Origin of the sequence: Brevundimonas sp., assembly GCF_027487935.1 — a bacterium.
GTDB lineage: Bacteria > Pseudomonadota > Alphaproteobacteria > Caulobacterales > Caulobacteraceae > Brevundimonas.
Genome location: NZ_JAIYCP010000010.1, coordinates 21,594 through 44,379, shown reverse-complemented (window position 1 = coordinate 44,379; position 22,786 = coordinate 21,594). Strand labels below are relative to the sequence as shown.

General features: G+C 67.1%; 22 protein-coding genes and 1 tRNA gene. 14 read left to right on the top strand and 9 right to left on the bottom strand.

What is annotated here, in order from left to right:
* Together ubiB and Q0053_RS04180 are read right to left on the bottom strand one after the other, a co-directional pair.
* On the bottom strand, positions 1 to 1,596 hold the full coding sequence (gene ubiB, locus Q0053_RS04185; protein WP_298096456.1) for a 2-polyprenylphenol 6-hydroxylase: 1,596 nt from the start codon (positions 1,594 to 1,596) through the stop codon (positions 1 to 3).
* On the bottom strand, positions 1,584 to 2,360 hold the full coding sequence (locus tag Q0053_RS04180) for a class I SAM-dependent methyltransferase (RefSeq protein ID WP_298096453.1): 777 nt from the start codon (positions 2,358 to 2,360) through the stop codon (positions 1,584 to 1,586). The genes ubiB and Q0053_RS04180 overlap by 13 nt, the downstream gene beginning before the upstream one ends.
* A 126-nt stretch (positions 2,361 to 2,486) precedes the next feature.
* Here Q0053_RS04180 and Q0053_RS04175 point away from each other — a divergent pair, with 126 nt between their 5' ends.
* Positions 2,487 to 2,786, top strand: a complete 300-nt coding sequence (locus Q0053_RS04175) for a 4a-hydroxytetrahydrobiopterin dehydratase (RefSeq protein ID WP_298096450.1) — start codon at positions 2,487 to 2,489, stop codon at positions 2,784 to 2,786.
* Positions 2,786 to 3,592, top strand: coding sequence for an SDR family oxidoreductase (locus Q0053_RS04170; protein ID WP_298096445.1), 807 nt, complete (start codon positions 2,786 to 2,788; stop codon positions 3,590 to 3,592). Before Q0053_RS04175 ends, Q0053_RS04170 begins: the two co-directional genes overlap by 1 nt.
* Before the next feature lie 141 nt (positions 3,593 to 3,733).
* On the opposite strand, the gene Q0053_RS04165 is transcribed toward Q0053_RS04170, so the two are convergent.
* Entirely contained in the window at positions 3,734 to 5,047 is a 1,314-nt protein-coding gene (locus Q0053_RS04165) for a hypothetical protein (protein WP_298096444.1), read from the bottom strand.
* A 169-nt stretch (positions 5,048 to 5,216) separates the two neighbouring features.
* On the opposite strand from Q0053_RS04165, the gene Q0053_RS04160 reads away from it, so the two are divergent.
* The 7 genes from Q0053_RS04160 (at position 5,217) to Q0053_RS04130 (ending at position 10,909) form a co-directional block, all read left to right on the top strand.
* Positions 5,217 to 5,293: transfer RNA gene (locus Q0053_RS04160), tRNA-Arg, on the top strand.
* A gap of 84 nt (positions 5,294 to 5,377) precedes the next feature.
* Entirely contained in the window at positions 5,378 to 5,725 is a 348-nt protein-coding gene (locus Q0053_RS04155) for an acyl-CoA thioesterase (protein WP_298096903.1), read from the top strand.
* A gap of 57 nt (positions 5,726 to 5,782) precedes the next feature.
* Positions 5,783 to 6,373, top strand: coding sequence for a peptide deformylase (locus Q0053_RS04150; RefSeq protein WP_298096442.1), 591 nt, complete (start codon positions 5,783 to 5,785; stop codon positions 6,371 to 6,373).
* Positions 6,373 to 6,612 carry a hypothetical protein gene (locus tag Q0053_RS04145; RefSeq protein WP_298096440.1) on the top strand — a complete coding sequence of 80 codons (240 nt, stop codon included), beginning with the start codon at positions 6,373 to 6,375 and terminating at the stop codon, positions 6,610 to 6,612. Before Q0053_RS04150 ends, Q0053_RS04145 begins: the two co-directional genes overlap by 1 nt.
* A 483-nt stretch (positions 6,613 to 7,095) precedes the next feature.
* A complete protein-coding gene (gene fmt / locus Q0053_RS04140; protein WP_298096437.1) occupies positions 7,096 to 8,028 on the top strand; it encodes a methionyl-tRNA formyltransferase in 933 nt (310 codons plus the stop codon).
* Complete coding sequence (gene truA / locus Q0053_RS04135) at positions 8,028 to 8,765, top strand: tRNA pseudouridine(38-40) synthase TruA (protein ID WP_298096435.1); 738 nt, start codon at positions 8,028 to 8,030, stop codon at positions 8,763 to 8,765. Before fmt ends, truA begins: the two co-directional genes overlap by 1 nt.
* 482 nt (positions 8,766 to 9,247) lie before the next feature.
* Positions 9,248 to 10,909, top strand: coding sequence for a thiamine pyrophosphate-dependent enzyme (locus Q0053_RS04130; protein ID WP_298096432.1), 1,662 nt, complete (start codon positions 9,248 to 9,250; stop codon positions 10,907 to 10,909).
* A gap of 100 nt (positions 10,910 to 11,009) precedes the next feature.
* On the opposite strand, the gene Q0053_RS04125 is transcribed toward Q0053_RS04130, so the two are convergent.
* Positions 11,010 to 11,258: a hypothetical protein gene (locus Q0053_RS04125; RefSeq protein WP_298096429.1), complete on the bottom strand. Its 249-nt coding sequence runs from the start codon at positions 11,256 to 11,258 to the stop codon at positions 11,010 to 11,012.
* Between the two features lie 129 nt (positions 11,259 to 11,387).
* Between Q0053_RS04125 and polA the strand changes: the two genes are divergently transcribed.
* Positions 11,388 to 14,327, top strand: a complete 2,940-nt coding sequence (gene polA, locus Q0053_RS04120) for a DNA polymerase I (protein ID WP_298096424.1) — start codon at positions 11,388 to 11,390, stop codon at positions 14,325 to 14,327.
* A gap of 103 nt (positions 14,328 to 14,430) precedes the next feature.
* On the top strand, positions 14,431 to 15,915 hold the full coding sequence (locus tag Q0053_RS04115) for a P-loop NTPase fold protein (RefSeq protein WP_298096421.1): 1,485 nt from the start codon (positions 14,431 to 14,433) through the stop codon (positions 15,913 to 15,915).
* A 195-nt stretch (positions 15,916 to 16,110) separates the two neighbouring features.
* Here Q0053_RS04115 and Q0053_RS04110 read toward each other — a convergent pair whose 3' ends face one another.
* The 3 genes from Q0053_RS04110 to Q0053_RS04100 all read right to left on the bottom strand — a co-directional run bounded on the left by Q0053_RS04110 (position 16,111) and on the right by Q0053_RS04100 (position 18,335).
* Complete coding sequence (locus Q0053_RS04110; RefSeq protein ID WP_298096417.1) at positions 16,111 to 16,833, bottom strand: hypothetical protein; 723 nt, start codon at positions 16,831 to 16,833, stop codon at positions 16,111 to 16,113.
* A 550-nt stretch (positions 16,834 to 17,383) separates the two neighbouring features.
* Entirely contained in the window at positions 17,384 to 17,995 is a 612-nt protein-coding gene (locus Q0053_RS04105; RefSeq protein WP_298096414.1) for a DUF3800 domain-containing protein, read from the bottom strand.
* A gap of 142 nt (positions 17,996 to 18,137) precedes the next feature.
* Entirely contained in the window at positions 18,138 to 18,335 is a 198-nt protein-coding gene (locus Q0053_RS04100; RefSeq protein ID WP_298096412.1) for a hypothetical protein, read from the bottom strand.
* Positions 18,336 to 19,156: 821 nt separating this feature from the next.
* Between Q0053_RS04100 and Q0053_RS04095 the strand changes: the two genes are divergently transcribed.
* From Q0053_RS04095 to rplS, 3 genes are all read left to right on the top strand, one after another.
* Positions 19,157 to 20,407 carry an NAD(P)/FAD-dependent oxidoreductase gene (locus tag Q0053_RS04095; RefSeq protein WP_298096409.1) on the top strand — a complete coding sequence of 417 codons (1,251 nt, stop codon included), beginning with the start codon at positions 19,157 to 19,159 and terminating at the stop codon, positions 20,405 to 20,407.
* Between the two features lie 107 nt (positions 20,408 to 20,514).
* Positions 20,515 to 21,270: a tRNA (guanosine(37)-N1)-methyltransferase TrmD gene (gene trmD, locus Q0053_RS04090; protein ID WP_298096406.1), complete on the top strand. Its 756-nt coding sequence runs from the start codon at positions 20,515 to 20,517 to the stop codon at positions 21,268 to 21,270.
* A 1-nt stretch (position 21,271) separates the two neighbouring features.
* A complete protein-coding gene (gene rplS / locus Q0053_RS04085; protein ID WP_298096403.1) occupies positions 21,272 to 21,700 on the top strand; it encodes a 50S ribosomal protein L19 in 429 nt (142 codons plus the stop codon).
* 59 nt (positions 21,701 to 21,759) lie between these two features.
* Here rplS and Q0053_RS04080 read toward each other — a convergent pair whose 3' ends face one another.
* Both Q0053_RS04080 and Q0053_RS04075 read right to left on the bottom strand, forming a co-directional pair.
* Positions 21,760 to 22,566, bottom strand: a complete 807-nt coding sequence (locus Q0053_RS04080; protein WP_298096400.1) for a tryptophan 2,3-dioxygenase — start codon at positions 22,564 to 22,566, stop codon at positions 21,760 to 21,762.
* A 31-nt stretch (positions 22,567 to 22,597) separates the two neighbouring features.
* Entirely contained in the window at positions 22,598 to 22,780 is a 183-nt protein-coding gene (locus Q0053_RS04075) for a hypothetical protein (RefSeq protein WP_298096397.1), read from the bottom strand.
* Between the last annotated feature and the right edge of the window lie 6 nt (positions 22,781 to 22,786).

Here is a 22,786-nt window from a genome sequence, read left to right as displayed (position 1 = left end):
TCAGACCATGCCGGGCCAAAGCGACAGAACAAGGGCAGCGGCCGCAGCCGTCAGGGCCAGGGTCACACAGACCACCAGCCAGGCCGGCGTATGGGCCTCGCGGATCACCACCGTCTGCGTCTGCGGCGGGTTCATGGCCAGCCGCGACAGCGCCTTCAGGGTGGCGCGAATCTCCTCGACGGCGTCCCGGACCTGCGCCTGCGGCCCCAGTTCCCGACGGATCCAGCGCTCCACGACGGGCGCGGCCGCCGCCCACAGATCGTGGTCGGGGTTCAGCCGCCGCGCTACCCCCTCGACCGAGACCATGGTCTTCTGCAGCAGGATCAGCTCGGGCCGCAGATGCATGTCGAACAGGTCGGTGATCTCGAACAACTGGCCCAGCAGCCGCCCCATCGACACCTGGGACGCGGCCTTGCCGATCACCGGCTCGCCGACCGCCCGCAGGGCCTGGGCGAAGGCCTCGACGGAATGTTCGGGCGGGACATAGCCGGCCTCGAAATGGACCCGGCTGATGCGGTCATAGTCGCGGCTCAGGAAACCCCAGAGAATCTCCGCCAGATAGCGCCGCTCGGCCGGGCCGATCCGTCCGACGATGCCGAAATCGATCGCCGTCAGCTCGGCCGGGGCATGGCAGAACAGATTGCCCTCATGCAGGTCGGCGTGAAAGGTCCCGTGGTCCAGCGCCTGGGTCAGGAAGGCGCGCACGACATTGTCGGCCAGGGCATTCTTGTCCAGTCCCGGCTGGTCGGCGGCGGCCGGATCGGTCATGGCCATGCCCGGCGCCCACTCCAGTGTCAGCACCCGTTTGCCGACCCCGTCCCAGATCACGGCCGGCGCGGTCATGTGGCCGCCGACGCCGGACTCCTTGTCCATGATGTCCTTGAGCTCGGAGGCGGCGGCGGCCTCGAGCCGCATGTCCAGCTCCAGCTGCATCGACCGGGCGATGGTCTCGACGAAGGCCAGCGGCTCCAGCCGCCGCGCCAGCGGCACAAACCGGACCGCCAGCCGCGCCGCCAGCCGCATCGAGTCCAGCCCGCGCTCCACCCGCCGCTCGACGCCGGGACGCAGCACCTTGACCGCCACCTTGCGGCCGTCAGCCAGCCGGGCCGGATGGGCCTGCGCCAGGGAAGCGGCGGCGACGGGCGGGCCAAATTCCGTGAACAGGCTCTCGACCGGCCGCCCCAGCGAACGCTCGACCTCGCGCCGGGCCTCCTCGACGGAAAAGGGGGCAAGGGCATCCTTCAGACGGCCCAGATCCCGCGCGAATTCGATGCCGAAGATGTCGGCCCGGGTGGCCAGAACCTGGCCCAGCTTGATCGCAACCGGCCCCAGATGTTCGAACGCCCTGCCGAGCCGCTGGCCCGGACGACCCTCGCGCGCCGAACGGGAGGCGAAGATGTGCAGCAGATGAGCCAGCCAGCGGATCCAGACCGGCAGCATCGGTGTGATCTCGCGCGGGGCCAGGGCGTCGTGGCGCACCAGCACCCAGCACCAGCCGAGCAGGCGCAGGGTCGCCTCGACCGGATGCTGGACCGGCTCGGCCACCGGCGGCGGCGGCGCTGTCCTGTAGTCGGCGGAACGGGTCAGATCGCCCACCCGTGATGGATGGCGGCGACCCCGCCCGACAGATTGGTCACGGTCACGCGGCTGAAACCCGCGTCCTCGATCATGCCCTTGAAGGTCGTCTGGTCGGGGAAGCGGCGGATGCTCTCGACCAGATACTGATAGCTGTCACGGTCACCCGCGACCCAGCCACCGATGCGCGGAATGGCGTGGAAGGACCAGGCGTCATAGGCCTTGCGCACCGCCGAAGCGGTCGGGCGCGAAAACTCCAGGCACAGGAACCGGCCGCCGGGCTTCAGCACCCGCCGCGCCTCGCGCAGCGCCTGCGGAATGTCGGCCACGTTGCGGATTCCGAAACTGATCGAATAGGCGTCGACCGAGGCGTCCGGCAGGGGCAGGGCCATGGCGTCGCCGACCGACCACTGCATCTCCGGCTCGCCGCCCTTCTGGACGCCCGCCATGATCATCTCGGCATTGTAGTCCAGCACGATGACCGAGGCATCCTCGCCCCCGCGCCGCTCCTGCGCCGCCCGGGCCATCTTCGCATAGCGCCGCGCCATGTCGCCGGTACCCCCGGCCACATCAAGGATGGTCTCGCCCGGGCGGGGGTTCAGCTTCGCCGCCGCGGCATCCTTCCAGAGCCGGTGCACGCCCCCGCTCATCAGGTCGTTCATCAGGTCGTAGCTGGAGGCCACACTGTCGAACACGCCACGGACAAGCTGCACCTTCTCCTTCGCGTCGACGTCGCGAAAGCCGAAGGAGGAGGTCTTGCCGGTCGAGGCGGAGGCGTCGGTCATGGGCGCGGTCTAGCGCGTCGCCGGGCCGCCGTCACCGGGCTGAGTGGTCGCGGTTGTCGCCACCCCGCCATCGACGCTTGTGGAGCCGGGTCCGGCACGATACGGCGAGGGGAACAGGAGGACGCCATGACCGACCGGATTGACGTTGCGGAAGCTCTGAAAGCCCTGCCGCTCTGGCGCGCGCACGAGGGCGACCGGCCCGCGATCACCCGCAGCCTGACCTTCACGGATTTCAACGCCGCCTTCGGTTTCATGACCCGTGTCGCCCTGCTGGCCGACAAGGTCGACCACCATCCGGAATGGTCGAATGTCTACAACCGGGTCGAGGTTCTTCTGACCACCCACGACGCCGGTGGCGTCACAGAAAAAGATGTCCGCATGGCCCGCTTCATCGATGAAGCGGCCGCGGCAACGGGAGCGAAATGATGACGGGCAAGGCAGGACGGGTCGCGGGCAAACAGGCCCTGATCACCGGCGCAGCAGGCGGGCTCGGCGAGGCCATGGCCTGGATGCTCGCACGCGAGGGCGCGAAGGTCGCGGTCACCGATGTCAATCTGGCGGGGGCGCAGGCCCTGGCCGGGGCGATCAATGCCGAGGTCCCGGGCGCGGCCTTCGCCTTCGCTCACGACGTCACCGACGAGGCCGAATGGGTCTCGGTCATCGACCAGGCCGTGGCGGCCATGGGCGGGCTGTCGATCCTGGTCAACAATGCCGGCATCGGCGGCGACCTGAAATTCGTCGAGACCGACACGCTCGAGAACTGGCGTCGGGTCCAGGCGGTCAATATCGAGTCCATCATGCTGGGCTGCAAACACGCCATGCCCCACCTGCGGGCCTCAGCCGCCAAGGGACCGGGAGGGTCCTCGATCATCAACATCAGTTCGGTGGCCGGCCTCGCCGCCGCCCCCGGCATGGGCGCCTATAACGCCACCAAGGCAGCGGTCTGGATGTACACCAAGACCATCGCCCTCGAGGCCGCCAAGGGCGGCTGGAACGTGCGCTGCAACTCGGTCCATCCGGTCTTCATCAAGACCCCGATCCTCGACCCCTTCATCGCCCTGTCCGGCGGCGACGAGGCCAAGGCCCACGAACGCCTCAGCCGCGGCATCCCCATGAAGCGGATCGGCGAACCGGACGACGTGGCCTGGTGCGTCCTCTACCTCGCCGCCGACGAATCCAAATTCGTCACCGGTGCCGAGTTCAAGATCGACGGCGGCATGCTGGCGCAGTGAGGCGCAGGGCTTAGGGCTTAGGGCTTAGGGCTTAGGGCTTGCGCGAAAACGCAGAGCTCGAAAAATCCTCCCTACTCCCTACTCCCTACTCCCTACTCCCTAATCCCTAATCCCTAAGCCCTAAGCCCCAAGCCCCAAGCCCTACTCCACCAGATCCACCGGCAGGATCTGACTCGCCAGCAGGGTCTCCATCCCCTGCCAGTGATCCGCTCCCTGGCGTTCGACCCAGGCCTGGACCACGTCGCGGCCGAGGCCGTAGTTGATGACATAGCTGCGGTTGACGTCGATGAACCGCACCCGCTGGGTCGCCCGCGCCTCGCTGAACAGGCTGTAGTGCATCACCAGCCGGATCGCCTCGGCCCGGTCGATCCGCCCGGCCAGATAGGCGTCGGCGATCGTGTATTCCGCCCGCGCCAGCTTTCGCATCAGCCCTGCGAGCCGCGCCTTGCGTTCGGTCGTGGACGGGTCGAGACCCGCCAACGGGAACAGCACATCCCGCTCATAGGCCAGGCCCTCATCGCCCGGAAAGGCCAGGTCGATGCCGTAGTTGGCACTGCCCTCGGCGACGAAGGACATGGGCGAGAACAGCGGATAGACGCTCATCTCCACCCAGCCGCGCTCGCGCACAAAGGTCTGTTCCAGCAGGGCGTTGTAGACGTGGTGGCCGGGATAGCCCTCATGGCAGCCCAGATCGATGGCCCGTTCGGTATAGATCGGCAGGTCGGAATTGATCTCGATCCGGCTGGCCGCGTCCCCGAGATAGTAGTTGTAGCCAGACCAGACCTTGTCGCCGACAAAGCTCAGGGTGAACCGCTCATGGGCGGGCAGGGCGATATGGACGGCGGTGCGGCGGCGGCACTCGGCGATGGCGGCGTCCATCACCGGCTGCAGCCGGTCCTTCGGAATGACGAAATCGGCCCGAAAGGCGATCACCCGGTCGGTCAGCGACCCCTCGCCGGGCAGCAGGGCGTCGATCTCTGCCAGCACCGGATCAAAGCTCTCCAGCGGCGGCAGCTCGGGCCGGATGCCGAACAGGGCCTCGGCCTCATCGGCGAAACTCATCACCTCGCCCGAGATCATCCGCAGCCGCGCCGCCGCCGCCGAGACATGGGCGGCCAGATATTTGCGCCGCTGGACCTCCGCCGGGCTCGCCCCCGCCATGCCGCCGTTGCGCTCGAGATCCTCCAGCCGGTCGGTCAGGGCCCCGGCGCGCTGGATCAGCTGGGCCGGGGTCTCGGTCTCCGCCCGGGCCGCCACCTGCCATTCGGCCGGGCCGTAATAGGCGTCCACATAGCCCGGCTCGAGCTCGCCGATATCGAGGATCAGCATCACATAGGATTCGGCGATGGCGTTGAGACTGTCGGGCGCGCCGTCGCGCGGGCCGGCCTTCGCCTCGTCCGGCACCGCGGCCGAGACTCCCACAAGCATCAACAGGCTGAACAGAACGGCGCGCATCGGGACCTCCCTCATCGAAGCGGAGACAGGCTAGACCGGGACGCGGCGTCCCGCACCCTGCAAATCGACCGGTCCGGCCCGCACCTTGGAACGACCGCGGGCGCATTCGGGATTGAGGGCAGCGCGCTCCTGCTGTAAGGCCCTTCGTCCGGCGTCATGGCCGACAGACGCACCCGTAGCTCAGCTGGATAGAGCGTTGCCCTCCGAAGGCAAAGGTCACACGTTCGAATCGTGTCGGGTGCGCCATCTTCCCTTGTCCTGCCGGAGCCGCGCGTGACCGACGCCCTTCCGACCGTGCCAACCGGCCAGCCCGTCGGGCGCGTCATCGCCATGCCCGCCGACACCAATCCCGAGGGCGACATCTTCGGCGGCTGGCTGCTGGCCCATATGGACCTGGCCGGGGCCACCCCCGCCTTTGAACTGGCCCGGGGCCGCTGCGTGACCATTGCGCTGGACGGCATGGTCTTCCACCAGCCCGTCGCGGTCGGCGACGAGGTCTCGATCTACGCCCGTGTGCTCAAGACCGGCCGCACCTCGATCCGGGTCCATGTCGAGGCCTGGAAACGCCCCCGCGACCACGCCCAGGCCGCCTCCGTGCGCGTCACCGAGGGCATCTTCACCTATGTGGCCATCGACGATGACCGCAAGCCGAGGCCGCTGCCGGACGCCGCCGGATAACCCACTGCGACAGTGGGAAATCTTGACCTTTGGCCTCCGCGCCCCTACCTCGCGGGCATGGCCGTCCGTCGCATCCTCACCATCGACAACGCCGCCGACGTGGCGGTGCTGAAGCAGATCTCCACCCCCGTCGAAGGGCCGGTGACCGATGAGCTGCGGGCCCTGATGGATGACATGCTCGACACCATGTACGACGCGCCCGGCATCGGCCTGGCCGCCGTCCAGATCGGCGACACGCGCCGGGTCATCGTCATGGACCTCAATGATCGCGACGGCCTCGCCGACGATCAGGACCCCGCCGAACTGTCGGACGAGGACCGGGCCAAATGGGAACGCGCGCGCCGCAATCCGCGTTACTACGTCAATCCGGAGATCGTTTGGGCCTCCGACGAACTGTTCACCTATGAGGAAGGCTGCCTGTCGGTGCCGGAGTTTTTCGACCGCGTCGAACGCCCCGCCCGGGTCCGCCTGCGCTACATGAACTATGCCGGCGAGACGGTCGAGGAAGAGGCCGAGGGCCTCTATGCCGTATGTATCCAGCACGAGATGGACCACCTCGAGGGGGTCCTGTTCATCGACCACCTGTCCCGGCTGAAGCGCGAACGCGCCGTGGCCAAGGTCAAGAAGAATGCAAGGATGGCTGCCTGATGGCCAGAAACGCAACACGCCTGAAGCGCGGACGTGACCGGATCATCGACCCCCAGGGTCGCCGCCGCCTGACCCGCAATGAAAAGGTCGGCATCGGCAGTATCGCCGTCCTGCTGGGCGTGGCCGCCGTCGGCGTCATCGCCGGCGTGATCCTGGACCGGATGCTCGATTTCGACGACGTCCTCGACGCCGGCGGCGAATGGGACGAGGGCGGCGGGGTCTACACCCGCTGGGAGTAGAGCCGGCGGGAGCCCTTGTCATGCCGGACGGAGCGAAGTGGAGATCGCTCTTTTGTCATCCCCGACGGAGCGAAGTGGAAATCGCTCCTTTGTCATCCCCGACGAAGCGAAGCGGAGATCGGGGACGGAGTGAGCCTCCCTCTTTGGCCACGCCCGGACAGCCCGCAGGGCTGAGCCGGGCGACAGCCTGCGGCCCCCCGGACAGGCGGGAAAGAGGCTGAACGCCCCTGCCAGATGTCATGAAGTCGCGTCGCCACCACCCGGCTCCCGGCTCAGCCCTTCGGGCTGTCCGGGAGGGGTCAGGGAGGACGGCGCGCCGTCCCCGATCTCCGCTTCGCTTCGTCGGGGATGACACGCTGGGTCTGCGGAGCCTTGTCATCCCGGACGCCGCGCAGCGGCGATCCGGGACGGCGCCCCGCCTGAAAGCCGCCCCCTCCCGCCCCTCGCCTTGTCCCCGCCCCGCGCTTAGGGCAAAGCGCGCGCATGCGCCTCGCCTTCATGGGTACCCCCGAATTCGCCGTGCCGTCCCTGGCCGAGCTCATCGCTTCGGGCCATGAGATCGTGGCCGTCTATTCCCAGCCGCCGAAGCCGCGCGGCCGCGGCCAGAAGCTGACGCCGTCGCCGGTCCAGGCCTTTGCCGAGACCATGGGCCTGCCGGTCTTCACCCCCGCCTCGATGAAGTCGGCCGAGGCCATCGAGATCTTCCAGGCCCTCGAGGTCGATGCCGCCTGCGTCGTCGCCTACGGCCAGATCCTCAAGACGGAGGTGCTCGACGCCCCCCGCCTCGGCTGTTTCAACCTGCACGGCTCCCTGCTGCCCCGCTGGCGCGGCGCCGCCCCGATCCAGCGCGCCATCATGGCCGGTGACCGCCAGACCGGCGTCCAGATCATGCGGATGTCCGAGGGCCTCGACGAAGGCGCGATCCTGCTCTCGGAAATCCTCGATATCCGCCCCGACGACACCGCCGCCAGCCTCGGCGAACGCATGTCGCACATCGGTGCCGCCCTCTGGCCCCGGGCCCTGGCCGCCATCGAGCGCGGCGGGGTCGAGGGCACGGAACAGGTCGGCGAGCCGACCTATGCGAAGAAGATCACCCCCGCCGAGGCCCGGATCGACTGGTCCCGCCCGGCGGCGGACATCGACGCCCACATCCGCGGCCTGTCACCCTTCCCCGGCGCCTGGTTCGAGGTGCCCGGCGAGGACGGCCCGGTCCGGATCAAGGTCCTGATGTCGCGGCCATCGCTGCGCGGCGCGGGTGACGGTTCGCCGGGTGAGGTCCTGGACAGCGACTTGCGTATCGCAACCGGCGACGGCGTGGTGCGGCTGCTTCGGGTCCAGCGGGCGGGCAAGGCGGCCCAGTCGGCCGATGAGATGCTGCGCGGCTTCCCGCTGCCACAGGGGACGGTGCTGGGCTGATGCCGAGGTATCGACTGACCCTCGAATACGACGGCTCGGCCTATAACGGCTTCCAGGCCCAGACCGACCAGCCGACGGTGCAGGGCTCCGTCGAGGCCGCCATCACCGCCTTCTGCGGCGAGGCCGTGCGCCTCGCCGCCGCCGGTCGCACCGACACCGGCGTCCACGCCACCGGTCAGGTCATCAGCCTCGATCTGGAAAAGGCCTGGCCGGCGCAGACGGTGATGAACGCCCTCAACGCCCATCTGGTCGGCGAGGCGATCTCGGTGCTGGACTGCGAGGGCGTCGAGGACGACTGGCACGCCCGCTTCTCGGCGACCGGCCGCCGCTACCTCTACCGCATCCTCAACCGCCCCGGTCCGCCCGCCCTCGATGCCGGCCGGGTCTGGCACATGCGCAAATCCATGGACGCCGACGCCATGCATGCGGCGGCCCAGGTCCTCGTCGGCCTGCACGACTTCACCACCTTCCGCGATGTGAACTGCCAGTCGAAATCGCCGGAGAAGACGCTCGACGTCGCCTCTGTCCGGCGCGTCGGCGAGGAGGTGCATCTGGTGTTCGAGGCCCGCAGCTTCCTGCACCGCCAGGTCCGCTCCATGACCGGCACCCTCGCCGAGGTCGGACTGGGCCGCTGGACCATCGACGACGTCGCCACCGCCCTCGCCGCCCGCGACCGCGCCGCCTGCGGGCCGGTGGCACCCTCCACGGGGCTCTATCTGACGGGCGTGCGTTACTAGCTCAATCGATATCGGGCTCGGCGCTTGTCATCCCCGACGGAGCGAAGCGGAGATCGGGGACGGGACCACGGCTCCACCCCACGACCGTCCCGGAAGCGGCGCCAGCCGCTATCCGGGGCAAGGGTCAGGAGCACGCGCCGGCCGCCACCCTGCTCCCGGCTCAGCCCTGCGGGCTGTCCGGGAGGCGGGGGGAGTGGGCTGGCCCGTCCCGGCTCTCCGCTTCGCGTCGGCCGGGATGACAAGTTCGACCTGGGTCCTGGCTTCCTCCGCCCCGGCATTCGCCGCACAAATCCGATCGAGGCCCTGGCCTCGATCACTCACGCCTCGGGACGCTTGCGGCGACAGGGTTGCCGCTCCCCCGGACCCCTTCGTGTTCTTCGTGCCCCCTTCGTGTCCTTTGTGATGAACCAGCTGTCGCCGAAAAGCGGGCACGACAGCCCCCGCATGGCCAAGCCGGGGTCTGATCTGCTAACCCCCGCCTCATGAGCCAGCCCGCCAACACCGCCGCCCGCCGCATCGTCGACACCCTCGTCATGAACGGCATCGACCGCGTCTTCTGCGTCCCGGGCGAGAGCTATCTCGCCGTCCTCGATGCCCTCGCCGATGTGCGCGACAGGATCCAGGTCATCGCCTGCCGCCATGAGGCCGGCGCCGCCAATATGGCCGAGGCTTACGGGAAACTCACCGGCAAGCCCGGCGTCTGCATGGTCACCCGCGGCCCCGGCGCGACCCATGCCGCCATCGGCGTGCATACGGCGCATCAGGACTCCACCCCGATGATCCTGTTCGTCGGCCAGATCGCCCTGACCGACCGCGGCCGCGGCGCCTTCCAGGAGGTCGACTATCGCGAGGTCTTCGGCGGCCTGGCCAAATGGGCCACCGAGCTGGAGAGCCCGGAACGCACCGTCGAGGTGGTCGAGCGCGCCTTCGCCACCGCCCTGCAGGGCCGGATGGGGCCCGTGGTCATCGCCCTGCCCGAGGACATCCTCCACGCCGACGGCGGCCCGGCCCCGATCCGGCCGGTGACCCCGGCGAAGGCCGCACTGGACCCGGCCTTTGTCGAACAGGTGCGCGCGCGCCTGTCGAAGGCCGAACGCCCGCTTCTGGTGCTCGGCGGCTCCGGCTGGACCGACGCCGCCACCACCGCCATCGGCGACTGGGCCGAGCGCATCGGCCTGCCGGTCGCCCTGTCGTTCCGCCGCAAGGACCTGATCTCCAACGACCGCCCCAACTATGCCGGCGACCTCGGCCTCGGGCCGAACCCGAAACTGGTCCAGCGGGTCAAGGACGCCGACCTGATCCTGACCATCGGCGCCCGGCTGGGCGAGAATCCGACCCTCGGCTACACCCTGCTGACCCGGGCGCGGACCGCCGAGGTCCTGATCCACATCCACCCCGGGCCCGAGGAACTGGGCCGCGTCTGGCCGACCCTGATGGGCGCCGCCGCCGACTGCTCGCTCGCCGCAATGGCGCTCGCCGGCATCGATCCCGGCCGCGACTGGACCGCCGAGGCCGCCACCGCTCACGCCGACTACCGCGCCTTCATCCAGCCCGTCACCGTCACCGGTGCGGTCAATATGAGCGAGGTCATCCGCCATCTGGCCGAGGTCCTGCCCGCCGACGCCATCCTCACCAACGGGGCCGGCAATTTCGCCGCCTGGCTGCACCGCTTCCACCGCCACCGCGCCCGGCGCACCCAGCTGGCCCCCACCTCCGGTGCCATGGGCTATGGCTATCCGGCCGCCATCGCCGCCAAGTCGGTCCACCCCGAGCGCGACGTCATCTGCATCGCCGGCGACGGCGACTACCTCATGACCGGCCAGGAGATCGCCACGGCGGTCCAGTACGGCATAAATGTCGTGGTCGTGGTCGTCGACAACGGCACCTACGGTACCATTCGCATGCACCAGGAAGGCCACTATCCGGGTGCTGAGCGGGTCATGGCCACCGACCTGGTGAACCCCGACTTCGTCAAATATGCCGAGGCCTTCGGGGCCTTCGGCATCCGCTGCGAGACCACCGCCGACTTCCCCGCCGCCCTCAAGGCCGCCCGCAGCGCCGGCCGCCCCGCCCTCGTCCACCTGATCACCTCGGCCGAGGACATCGCCCCCGGCCGGACGATCACCGGCCTCAGGGGCGGGTAGGCCAGCGATGAGAAGGTCAGTCATCGCTGCATTGGGCGTTACACTGGCACTTTCGTCCTGCGCGACCTCGCCTTCGGAGCCCTTGCCGGTTGGGGCACCGTCACAGCCGCTCAACTGCATTCTGATCGCCGAGGTCGCGAAGGCACAGTACGAGTTCGGCATTGACCGGCCCATGCCGATAGACCGGGCCGGCTATGTCCCGCGGTGTGATTGGCCTTCGCTCGGCCTTGAGGTTGAAGTGCTGGCCTTGCAGGAAATCGAAGCCTTGACGCCACTTGTCAGGTTCGACCGCCCCTGGGGCTTGGGCGATCAGCGGCAGGTCAAGGTCTTGTACTGGAACGGAATCCATAGCTGGGGGCGGTCCTGCCGGCTTCGGCGCGAAGGAGGGCAATGGCGGCTCGTTGAGCCCTGTCCGGTGACCTCGTTCTACTGACGCTCAGCCGGTGACGGCGGCGGTCCACCCCCCTATGCTCGCCCGATGACCGAGACAGCCCCCGATTCCGCCACGCCCGCCGCCCCCGACGGTGCCCCCGTCCGGCTGTGGATGATCGACGCCTCGGCCTATATCTTCCGCGCCTACCACGCCCTGCCGCCCCTGACGCGCAAGTCCGACGGCCTGCCCGTCGGCGCCGTCCAGGGCTATTGCAACATGCTGTGGAAGCTCATTCGCGACATGAAGGGCGAGGACGGCCCGACCCATCTGGTCGCCGTCTTCGACCATTCGGACAAGACCTTCCGCAATGAGATGTACGACCTCTACAAGGCCAACCGCTCGGCCACGCCCGAGGATCTGATCCCCCAGTTCCCCCTGGTCCGCGAGGCCACCGCCGCCTTCGGGATCCACGGTGTCGAACTGGCCGGCTGGGAGGCCGACGACCTGATCGCCACCTATGCCTGCCGCGCCCGCGACGCCGGCGGCGAGGCGGTCATCGTCTCCTCCGACAAGGACCTGATGCAGCTGATCGGCCCCTCGGTCGTCATGTGGGACCCGATGAAGGAGCGCCGCCTCGCCGAAGAGGCCGTGTTCGAGAAATTCGGCGTCACCCCCGACAAGGTCGTCGAGGTCCAGGCCCTGATCGGCGACAGCACCGACAACGTCCCCGGCGCCCCCGGCATCGGTCCCAAGACCGCCGCCCAGCTGATCGAGGAATATGGCGACCTCGACACCCTGCTGGCCCGCGCCCATGAGATCAAACAGCCCAAACGCCGCGAGACCCTGATCGAATTCGCCGACCAGATCCGCCTGTCGCGCCGCCTCGTCACCCTCGACTGCGAGGCCCCCGCGCCCGAACCCATCTCCGACTTCGCCGTCCGCGACCCCGACCCGGAGGCCCTGGCCGATTTCCTCGACCGGATGGAGTTCCGCTCCCTGCGGGCCCGGGTCGGCGACGGCAAGGCCCCGGCCACCAACGGCACCGCCTTCGTCGCCCGACCGAAAGCCCCCTCAGCCCCCCTTGGCGCGCCCGTCGCCACCCCCCGCTACGGCCAGGTCGTCGAGGGCCCGGCCGTGGCGCCCATTGGCGATCCGGGCTTCGACACCGAGGCCTACCGCTGTATCCAGACCCTCGAAGACCTCGACGCCTTCATCGCCCGCGCCACGGCGGCCGGCGTCATCGGCTTCGACACCGAGACCGACGCCCTCAGCGCCACCCACGCCGGCCTGTGCGGCATCTCCCTGGCCATCGGCCCCAATGACGCCTGCTACATCCCCCTGGCCCATGAGGCCGAGCCCCTGGCCGGCGCCGGCGGCCTCGATTTCGGCGGCGAGGCCGACACCCGCGAGCCCCTGATCCAGATCGACAAGGCCACGGCGCTGGCCCGGCTCAAACCCCTGCTGGAAGACCCCGCCGTCCTCAAGGTCACCCAGAACGGCAAATACGACCTCGCCGTCATGGCCCGGCGCGGCATCCGCGTGGCCCCGATCGACGACACCATGCTGATCTCCTACGTGCTGGAGGGCGGGCTGCACGGCCACGGCATGGACGAGCTGTCCCGCCTCCACCTCGGCCACGACCCCATTCCGTTCAAGGCGGTCGCGGGCACCGGCAAGGCGCAGAAGAGCTTCAAACACGTCGCCCTGAAACCGGCCACCGCCTATGCCGCCGAGGATGCCGACGTCACCCTGCGCCTCTGGCACATCCTCAAGCCGCGCCTGGCCGGGGACCGCCTTATGACCGTCTATGAGACGCTGGAGCGCGGCATGCCCGCCGTCCTCGCCGCCATGGAACAGGCCGGCATCCGCGTCGACCCCGACCGCCTCAAGCGCCTGTCGTCCGAGTTCGGCCTGCGCATGGCCGAGCTGGAGGCCCAGGCCCATCAGATCGCCGGCCGCCCCTTCAACATCGGCAGCCCCAAACAGATCGGCGACATCCTGTTCGGCGAGCTCAACCTGCCCGGCGGCAAGAAGACCGCATCCGGCCAGTGGGAAACCGGCGCCGCCACCCTGGAGACCCTCGCCCCCACCCACGACCTGCCCCGCGTCCTGCTCGACTGGCGCCAGCTGGCCAAGCTCAAGGGCACCTATACCGACGCCCTGATCGAGGCGCTCGACCCCGCCACCGACCGCGTCCACACCTCCTATCAGCTCGCCGCCGCCACCACCGGCCGCCTCGCCTCCTCCGACCCCAACCTCCAGAACATCCCGATCCGCACCGAGACCGGCCGCCAGATCCGCCAGGCCTTCATCGCCGCCCCCGGCCATGTGCTGATCAGCGCCGACTACAGCCAGATCGAGCTGCGCCTGCTGGCCCATATCGGCGACATCCCCGAGCTCAAGCGCGCCTTCGCCGCCGGCATCGACATCCACACCGCCACGGCCAGCGAGATGTTCGGCGTCCCCGTCGACCAGATGGACCCCGAGACCCGCCGCCGCGCCAAGGCGATCAATTTCGGCATCGTCTACGGCATCAGCGCCTTCGGCCTCGCCGCCCAGCTGAACATCGGCCAGGGCGAGGCCGGCGACTATATCAAGACCTATTTCGAACGCTTCCCCGGCATCCGCACCTATATGGACGCCACCAAGGCCCAGGTGCGCGAGACCGGCATGGTCAGCACCGTCTTCGGCCGCCGCATCCACATCCCCGCCATCCATTCCAGGTCCGGCGCCGAGCGCCAGTTCGGCGAACGCGCCGCCATCAACGCCCCCATCCAGGGCGCCGCCGCCGACATCATCCGCCGCGCCATGATGCGGATGCCGGGCGCGCTGACGGACGCCGGGCTGGTCAGGGAGGATGGGGCAACAAGGATGCTGCTCCAGGTCCACGACGAACTGGTCTTCGAGGCTCCGGAAGCCGAGGCCGACCGCGCGATTGCGGTGATCAAGCGGACGATGGAGGGGGCCGCGGAACCGGCCGTGGCCCTGACGGTGCCGCTGGTGGTGGAGGCGCGGGCGGCGGGGAACTGGGATGAGGCGCACTGATCTGAGGGGGGGTGTCAAGAGCCTCGGCCAAAATCCCTTGTGGTGCAGCAAACTACTACACGCAGTGGTGGATAATCGGCTTCAAGGATGCCAACCTGACCGAATGAACCATCCGAATCCTCCAGCCAAAACTCCAGATCAAATTTGGGAAGGCGATCTCTTTGGCCGACGTGGTGATGCCGAGTTGCTGATTGACTACATCGAAAGCGTCGGAAGTCGCCCCTCTCTGCGCGAAGATTGCAGAGGCTACACTATCTCGGTTGATGCCGACTACGGCATAGGGAAGAGCTATTTTCTACGCCGTTTGGCCGAGCATCTAGAACTTACTCATCCAGTCGCATTTGTTGATGCATGGTCAGACGATTTGGCAAACGAGCCACTGACCGCGATTACGGCGACGCTCAAAAAGGCTATCGCGCCTTTGGTGAGAAAGGAGCCCAAACTAGAACAACAGTGGAAAGCCGTCGCATCAAAAACAGGCGAAGTCGCCAAGATCGTCGCTAAGGGACTTCTGAAGAAGGGGCTTGGGCTCGTTATCACATCGGCCGCTGTGGACCTTGCAGACGCGGCCTTAGGTGATTTGCCGGAAGCCAAAGACGCCGCACTCGATGACGCCCTCAAGGATGCTGGGAAAGGTGCGGCAGACGACGCCGTAGATGCCGTCTCCAAACGGAAAGCTGGCGAACTTATGGCTGAAAGAATTGCCACTTTCGAGGCCGGACAGCTAGCGATCACCGAGTTGAAGAAGAGCTTGAGCGATTTGGTAGAGGCTCTACCCGTCGGGGACATAGCAACACCAGTGGTCGTAATCATTGATGAGCTTGACCGGTGTAGACCTACTTATGCGATCAAATTACTTGAAGAAACGAAGCATCTATTTGATGTTACGGGTATCGTATTCGTCCTTGGAATGCACTCTGAACAATTGAGCCGATCTGTATCTGGCGCTTATGGTCCTGATTTTGACGGTCAAGGATACCTACGTCGGTTTGTTAATCGACAGTATAGCCTAAGATTTCCCGATTTGGAACCGCTCGTAAGGCATTTGCTTAATCAGCATGCAATCTCAGAAAGTCGACTGATATTCCCGGCGGTTGCCAAGACCGATCGTACTCTCGAAATTCTTCCAGCAAGTGAAATGATAGCGAGATACATGCGTGCTTACGGCATGACTGCTCGTGATGCGTTTTCCATCATGGATATAATTCAAACCTGCGTCGCTGTAACAAAAGACAGCGAACTACTGATGCCATACCTACTTCCCATGATAATCAGGAAGGTCAAGGGAATGAAATTTGGCCAGACTCCAAAAATCGAGACTGCACCCTCGTGGAATTACGCGTTTGAGGATTGGAACAATCAGACTCTTTCAACCGTTAGCATGGAGTCTGCCTTTCTTGATTTGTCTGGTAAAGTTGGATTGAGCCAAAGAGATCTCGTTAATTCCGCAAATGCTAACGACAAAATTTCGTTGGTTTTGCTTAAAATACAACAAAATATAGATATCAATAGTAATGCGCTCGCTTTGCCTAGAAACTATGAAGATTTACTGCAAAGAGTGGCTCGTTTTTCTAACGGCTCGGAATAAGATGAGCTCTGGTGTTTAGTTTGTGAGGCGCGGTCAAGCCCCCCTCACGTCATCGCCACATCCCCGCTCGCCCCATGCGGCCGCACCCAGAAGATGACCCGCCCCAGGCAGCCCATTCTCCGGCAGGTCGTGGCGAGGCCACACAGGACGAAGCCCGGGCCGCGTTCGCGGGCCCGGGAGTCAGCCGATCGGTCGCTAGTCCTTGGCGATGTCGAAGGCGAAGTCGAATGTCTCGTCGCCCACGACCACGATGAAGTTGGTGGGAAGGGCACCGGCTTCTGGGAAGGCGACCCGATCTGAGATTACCTGCCCACCGAACGAGGTTTCCGGGTCGATGGTCGTGGTCTGCAACACGCTGCCGCTCAGCGAGGACAGGGTGCTGTCCAGATTGGCGCTGATGTTGTTCATCTGGTTGGCCGTGCTGGCCACCGCGACCGAGCTGGCGACAGCCTGTGCGGCATAGTTCGTCGCGACGGTGCTGTAGGTGCCGTAGGGCGTCACGGTCGTGCTGCGATAGGTCGGTCCCGAAGAGGCAGCAGCGGCAGCGGCGCCGCCGGCCAGCGCTGTCAGCACGAGCGCAGTGGTCGCGTCGTTCTTGGCCATCCGCTCAAGCTCGGCATAGGTGAAGACACGAACGGGAGCACCGAGCGCGGAGACGGAGATGTTCTCCACGCCGAAATTCATGGCGGCCTCGCCGCGATTGAACACCGCTACGGCGAAGATCAGCCGGCCCTTGTCATTCGGGCCAAACGAGGTGACCTGCACCGTGGCATTGCGGCCCTCTGCCTGGGTCGTGGCGACCCCCTGAATATAGCGGATCGATTGACCGGCGGTCGGGCGTGGCGTGGACGTATAGGTCGACGCGCAGGCAGATACGGACATGGCGGCGCAAACGGCCGCTGCAACAGCGTGTTTCATTCTGGGGAGCCCCCTCCATGGTCGGGAACTCACCGGACCTCAGAATGACATGGCCTCAATCCCGAGTGGTGTCGAGCAATGCTTTTCTATCACCGTTCCAAGCCCCCCTCACGTCATCGCCACATCCCCGCTCGCCCCATGCGGCCGCACCCAGAAGGTGACCCGGCCCGGGCAGCCCATCCGGCGGCAGGTCGTGGCGCGTCCCCGCTTTCGCGGGGATGACAAGCGTTCGCAGGGATGACGGGGCGCGAGGGTCTTATCGCTCGCTGCTTGAGCGCGGGTGGACCAATTTGGTGAGGCTGACGACAGGGTCCTCACCGATCATTTCGGTGAGGCCACCGCAATGATCGCGACCATCTTGCCGGAGCCGGGAAAATGGTCGGTTCCGGTCCGGTGACTGCTCCGGTGAAAAACCAGCCCCCTTGTTGAAATTTTCACCGATACGACTCATATTGAGCAGGCAAAGTCCTTCCCGCGTCCCGAACTGTCGCCGTATGGCGTGCGTGTCCCGGTTCCGCCGGGACTAGGGGCCGGGAAGGCACCCCTTCAGTCATTGAAACCGCCAAACGTCGTCGATGCGCGGGCGCAGCATGTCGCGCCAGCGATGGGCGTCCCGGCGGTCGGCGCGAAAAGACCGCGCGATCGCCCCGGCGCACATGTCGGCCAGCTGGATCAGCGGGTCGGTCCTTGAATCCGAGAACCGGCAATCCCGCACGGCGCCCTCGCGCACCTTGCGGCGAATGGCCGTCGACAGCTTCTGTCGGAAGTCCCGGTCGCCGGAACCGTCGATGATGACCTTGGCGTTGTCCAGGCGGCCGTTGTCATGCCGCAGCATCTGTTTGACGAAGAATTCGTAGAAGCTCTCCTTGTCGGTCTGCAGATGGGCGGAGCGGATCACCGCCTTCTCGACCACGATGGCACGGACACGGAAGGGCGCAGCGGCGACCGAGCGGAAGAAGCGGTCCCGCACCTCGTCCCGGCTCTTGCTGAATTTGAACTCGCCCCTGTGCAACTGGCGGGCGGCGGATCCCTTGATCAGGTCACGCGTCAGCGCCGCGTCCTCGGCGTCGTCGAAGATCACCATGGCGGCGACGAACACCGGGGAACTGCCCTGGTCGACCTTGAAGCCTGCGTCTCCGCTTTCGTCGATATAGACAAGCATGGCCGTATGATCGCGCGATTTACTCCCGGTTGTGAAGAGGTGCGTTTGCGGCGAAAGGTCGTGGCGCGTCCCCGCTTTCGCGGGGATGACAAGCTTTCGCGAAGCTGACGGGCGTTCGGGGGGCTGGCGGGGCGCGGGGGGCTTATCGGTCGGTGCCCGGGCGCGGCCACCCCACCGCCCGCAGCTCCATCCGCGCCGCCTGCTGCAGCAGGACGCCGGGGCAGGCGCGTTCGATCTCGGACAGCAGGGTGTGGATGCCGGCGCGGCCGTCGGCGCTGGTCAGGTCGAGGCCGGCCAGGGCCTCCAGCAGGCGGGCGGCGATACGGTCTTCGACCGGCATGATCTGTGTCCTTCGTTTCTGAAACCGCCGACCCGGGATGATCCAGCCGATCCGGCGGGACGGAGTCAACCGGAATGTTCGTGGTTTGTTCTTTTTGACCACAGCGGAGGGGTAGGGCCCCTCCACCATGCTCCGCATGGTCCCGTCGTCGGATCGCATGCGCTCCTCCCCCTCCCCCGGCGGGGGAGGAATGCAGGCCTCCTTGTCATCCCGGCCGAACCCCGGCGAAAGCCGGGGGAAGAGCCGGGACGGGACAGGCCACCCCTTCCGTCCTCCCGGACAGCCCGCAGGGCTGAGCCGGGAGCAGGGCGGCGACCCGCGCGTCCTCCGGACCCTTGCCCCGGATAGCGGCGGGCGCCGCTTCCGGGACGGTCGTGGGGTTGGCGGCACCACCGTCCCGGATCGCCGCTTCGCGGCGTCCGGGATGACAAGTTCTCCTCCCCCTTCATGGGGGAGGTGGCCCGAAGGGCCGGAGGGGGCGCGCCGCAAACAGTGTATTCTCGCCCCCGATAATCACCCCCCTCCCGACCCCAGAAGCTGCCCTTTCGACCCCGGTTCCGGCACCAACCCGCCGCCACAAACCGCCGCCAACCCACCATTGCCCCAAACCGACCTATAATGCGGCGCGAGGCGGCCAAAGGCCCGCCCCGCCTCAAGGGTCTTTGACATCGCCACCCCCAAACCCCGCCCGACCGCCCCAGGCCGACGCGGAATGTCAGCCTATTGACGCTGCCCGAACGCGCGCCCGAAACCGCCTCAACTTTTTCTGCGCGTCACAGTGTATTCCCGCCCCGGGCGCCGCCCGTGCTAAGCCCCTCGCCATGACCCCCCAGACTGTGGATGTCCTGATCGTCGGCGCCGGCGCGGCCGGGATGATGTGCGCCGGTGAGGCCGGGCGGCGCGGGCGCTCCGTGCGCCTCCTCGACCACGCCCGGGCGCCGGGCGAGAAGATCCGCATCTCCGGCGGCGGGCGCTGCAATTTCACCAATACCGGAACCAGCCCCGCCAATTTCCTCGGCGAGAATCCGCGGTTCGCCACCTCGGCCCTGAAGCGGTTCACCCAGCACGACTTCGTCAAACGCGTCGACCGCGCCGGCATCGCCTGGCACGAAAAGACCCTGGGTCAGTTGTTCTGTGACGACAGCGCCAGACAGATCATCCGCATGCTCACCGACGACCTGCGGGCGGCAGGCGCGGTCCTGTCGCTGGGCGTCTCGGTCGAGCGGGTCGACCGGGTCGCTGACGGGTTCGAGGCTGCCCTGTCGGACGGCTCTGTGGTCCGCTGCCGCTCGCTGGTCCTGGCCACCGGCGGCAAGTCGATCCCCAAGATGGGGGCCACCGGCTGGGCCTATGACACCGCCCGCCAATTCGGCCTGCGCGTCACCGACACCCGCCCGGCCCTGGTCCCCCTGACCTTCGAGGCCGGCCTGCTGGAACAGACGACGCCGCTGGCCGGGGTCGCCGTGGATGTCAGCGTCACCGCCGTCCCGGCCTCAAGTAGCCCCCCCGGGTCCGACCAAAGGTCGGCCCGAGGACAGGCTCCGGGCGATAGGCCAACCTTCAATGAGGCCATGCTGTTCACGCATCGCGGCCTTTCGGGCCCCGCCATCCTCCAGATTTCCAGCTACTGGCGCGAGGGCGAGGCCATCACCGTCGCCATGGCCCCGGGCGAGGACCTCTACACCCGCCTCAAGGCCGCCAAGGACGAGAACGGCAAACAGATGGTCCACACGGCCCTGGGCCATCTGATCCCCCGCCGCCTCGCCGAAAGCGTCTGCGACCGCGAAGACGTCAAGGGCAAGCTGGCCGAGGTCGGCGACAAGACCCTGCGCCGCCTCGACGCCGCCGTGAACGGCTGGACCGTCAAGCCCGTCGGCTCCGAAGGCTACCGCACCGCCGAGGTGACGCTCGGTGGCATCGCCACCGACCAGCTCGACCAGCAGACCATGGCCGCGACCTCGGTGCCGGGCCTCTATGTCATCGGCGAGGCCGCCGACATCACCGGCTGGCTCGGCGGCTATAATTTCCAGTGGGCCTGGTCGTCGGGCTGGGCGGCGGGGCAGGTCTGCTGAGTGATCAGTGGTTAGTGGCTAGTGGCCACGGTTGAGGCTAGAGGGTCTGTCGCCGCCGCCGCGCTCGCCCCCAACCACTAATCACTAACCACTAATCACTCCTCCTCATGCCCTTCACCGCCACCGTCCTGACCATGTTCCCCGAAGCGTTTCCCGGCCCGCTCGGCGTCTCGCTGATCGGCACGGCATGGCGTGAGCGCGGGCTCTGGAGCCTTGATACGGTTGACATTCGGGCCTTTTCCACAGATACGCGCGGCTTCCTGGACGACACCCCCGCAGGGGGCGGGCCGGGAGCCGTGCTGAAAGCGGACGTGGTGGCCAAGGCGCTCGACAGCGTATCCGGGTCAGGGCGGCCGCTTTTGTACATGAGTGCCCGGGGTCGGCCCCTGACCCAGGCGCGCGTGAAGGAATGGGCGAAGGCGGACGGGATCACCGTCCTCTGCGGCCGGTTCGAGGGGGTGGACCAGCGTGTGCTCGACGCGCGCGGGTTCGAGGAGGTCTCCGTCGGGGACGCAGTGCTCGCCGGTGGCGAGGCGGCGGCCATGGTGGTGATCGAGGCGTGCGTACGATTGATCCCCGGAGTGCTGGGCCAGGCCGACAGCCTGAGTTCGGAGAGCTTCGAGGACGGCCTTCTGGAGCATCCGCAGTACACGCGACCGCGGACGTTCGAGGGGCTGGAGATACCCGAGGTTCTGCTGTCCGGAGACCATAAAAAGGTCGCCGCATGGCGCGAGGAGCAGCGGCGAGAGACGACCCGGGACCGCCGGCCAGACCTCTGGGCGGCCTATCCGGACAAGACGGCCCATGCGGGACTTGAGCCCGCCAAATCACAGGTAAAGAGCGCAAAAGCTCGAGGAGAATAGAATGAACATCCTTCAGACGATCGAAGCCGAAGAAAAAGCCCGCCTGATCGCCAAGCGCGACATTCCCGACTTCCAGCCCGGCGATACGCTGCGGGTCATGGTCAAGATCAAGGAAGGCGAGCGCGAACGCATCCAGGCGTTCGAAGGCGTCTGCATCGCCCGCGCCGGCGGCGGCGTGAACGAGAATTTCACCGTGCGCAAAATCTCCTTCGGCGAAGGTGTGGAGCGGGTCTTCCCGATCCTGTCGCCGAACATCGACTCCATCGAGGTCAAGCGCCGCGGCGTCGTCCGGCGCGCCAAGCTCTATTACCTGCGTGACCGTCGCGGCAAATCGGCCCGGATCGCCGAAAAGCAGACGATCCGCCCGGTCAAGGGCGTCGTGGTCCCGGAAACCGGCTCCGCCCAGAAGGCCGACGAAACCGAAGCCTGAGCCGCTTCTTTTCGCTGAGACTGAAAAGGCCCCGGTCCTGCGACCGGGGCCTTTGTTCTCTACAGCTTCGTCCGCAGCGACCAGAGCTCGGGGAAGCAGCGTCGCTGCAGGGTCTCGGTCAGATAGGCGACCCCCTCGGTCCCGCCCGTCCCGCGCCGCCGGCCGATGATGCGCTCGACCGTCACGACATGTTTGTGCCGCCAGGTCAGCAGGGCGTCGTCCAGGTCGACCAGCTTCTCCGCCAGCTGGTAGAGGGCCCACCAGCGGGCGGTGTCGCGATAGACCTCAAGCCAGGCGTTCTCGACACCTTCCGACGGCTCATAGGGGCGGCTGACATCGCGGCTCAGGGCCTCGGCCGGCACCGGCAGGCCGGCGGCCGCGAGCTGGGCGAGGGCGTCGTCATAGAGGCTGGGCGCCGCCAGCGCCGTCTGCAGCGCCGCATGAGCGTCGGGGCGTTCAACATGGAAGCGCAGGAAGCGGTCGTCCTTCAGCCCCAGCATGAACTCGAACCGCCGGAACTGGTCGCTCTGAAAGCCGGAGGACGAGCCCAGCACGCCGCGGAAGCGCAGGTAGTCAGCCGGCGTCATCGTCGCCAGGATATCCCAGCTCATCGTCATCACCGCCTGGATGCGGCTGACCCGGGCCAGGCATTTGTAGGCCGGGACGAGATCGCCGCCGCGGACCAGGGCCTGGGCCAGGGTCACCTCGTGCAGGATCTGTTTGAGCCACAGCTCCTTGGTCTGGTGTATGATGACGAACAACATCTCATCATGCTCGTCCGACAACGGATGCTGTGCAGCGAGCAGGTCGTCGAGGGCCAGATAGCCGGCGTAGGTGATGTCGGAGGGCTTTGGGGCGTCTGTCATCCGCGACCTATCGCGCGGGCGGCGCGGCGGCTCAAGGCTTGTCGGGATCGTCGGGCCGGTCGTCCCAACCTTCACGGCTGGACTTGAAGGCCAGCGCCATCAATGCCCAGGTCAGTCCCACCGTACCCAGCACACCGAGCGACAGGGCGATCAGACCATGCAGGCCCAACGGCCCACCACCAATCGCGGTCCAGACCAAGCTGATGGCCGCCATCGCGAT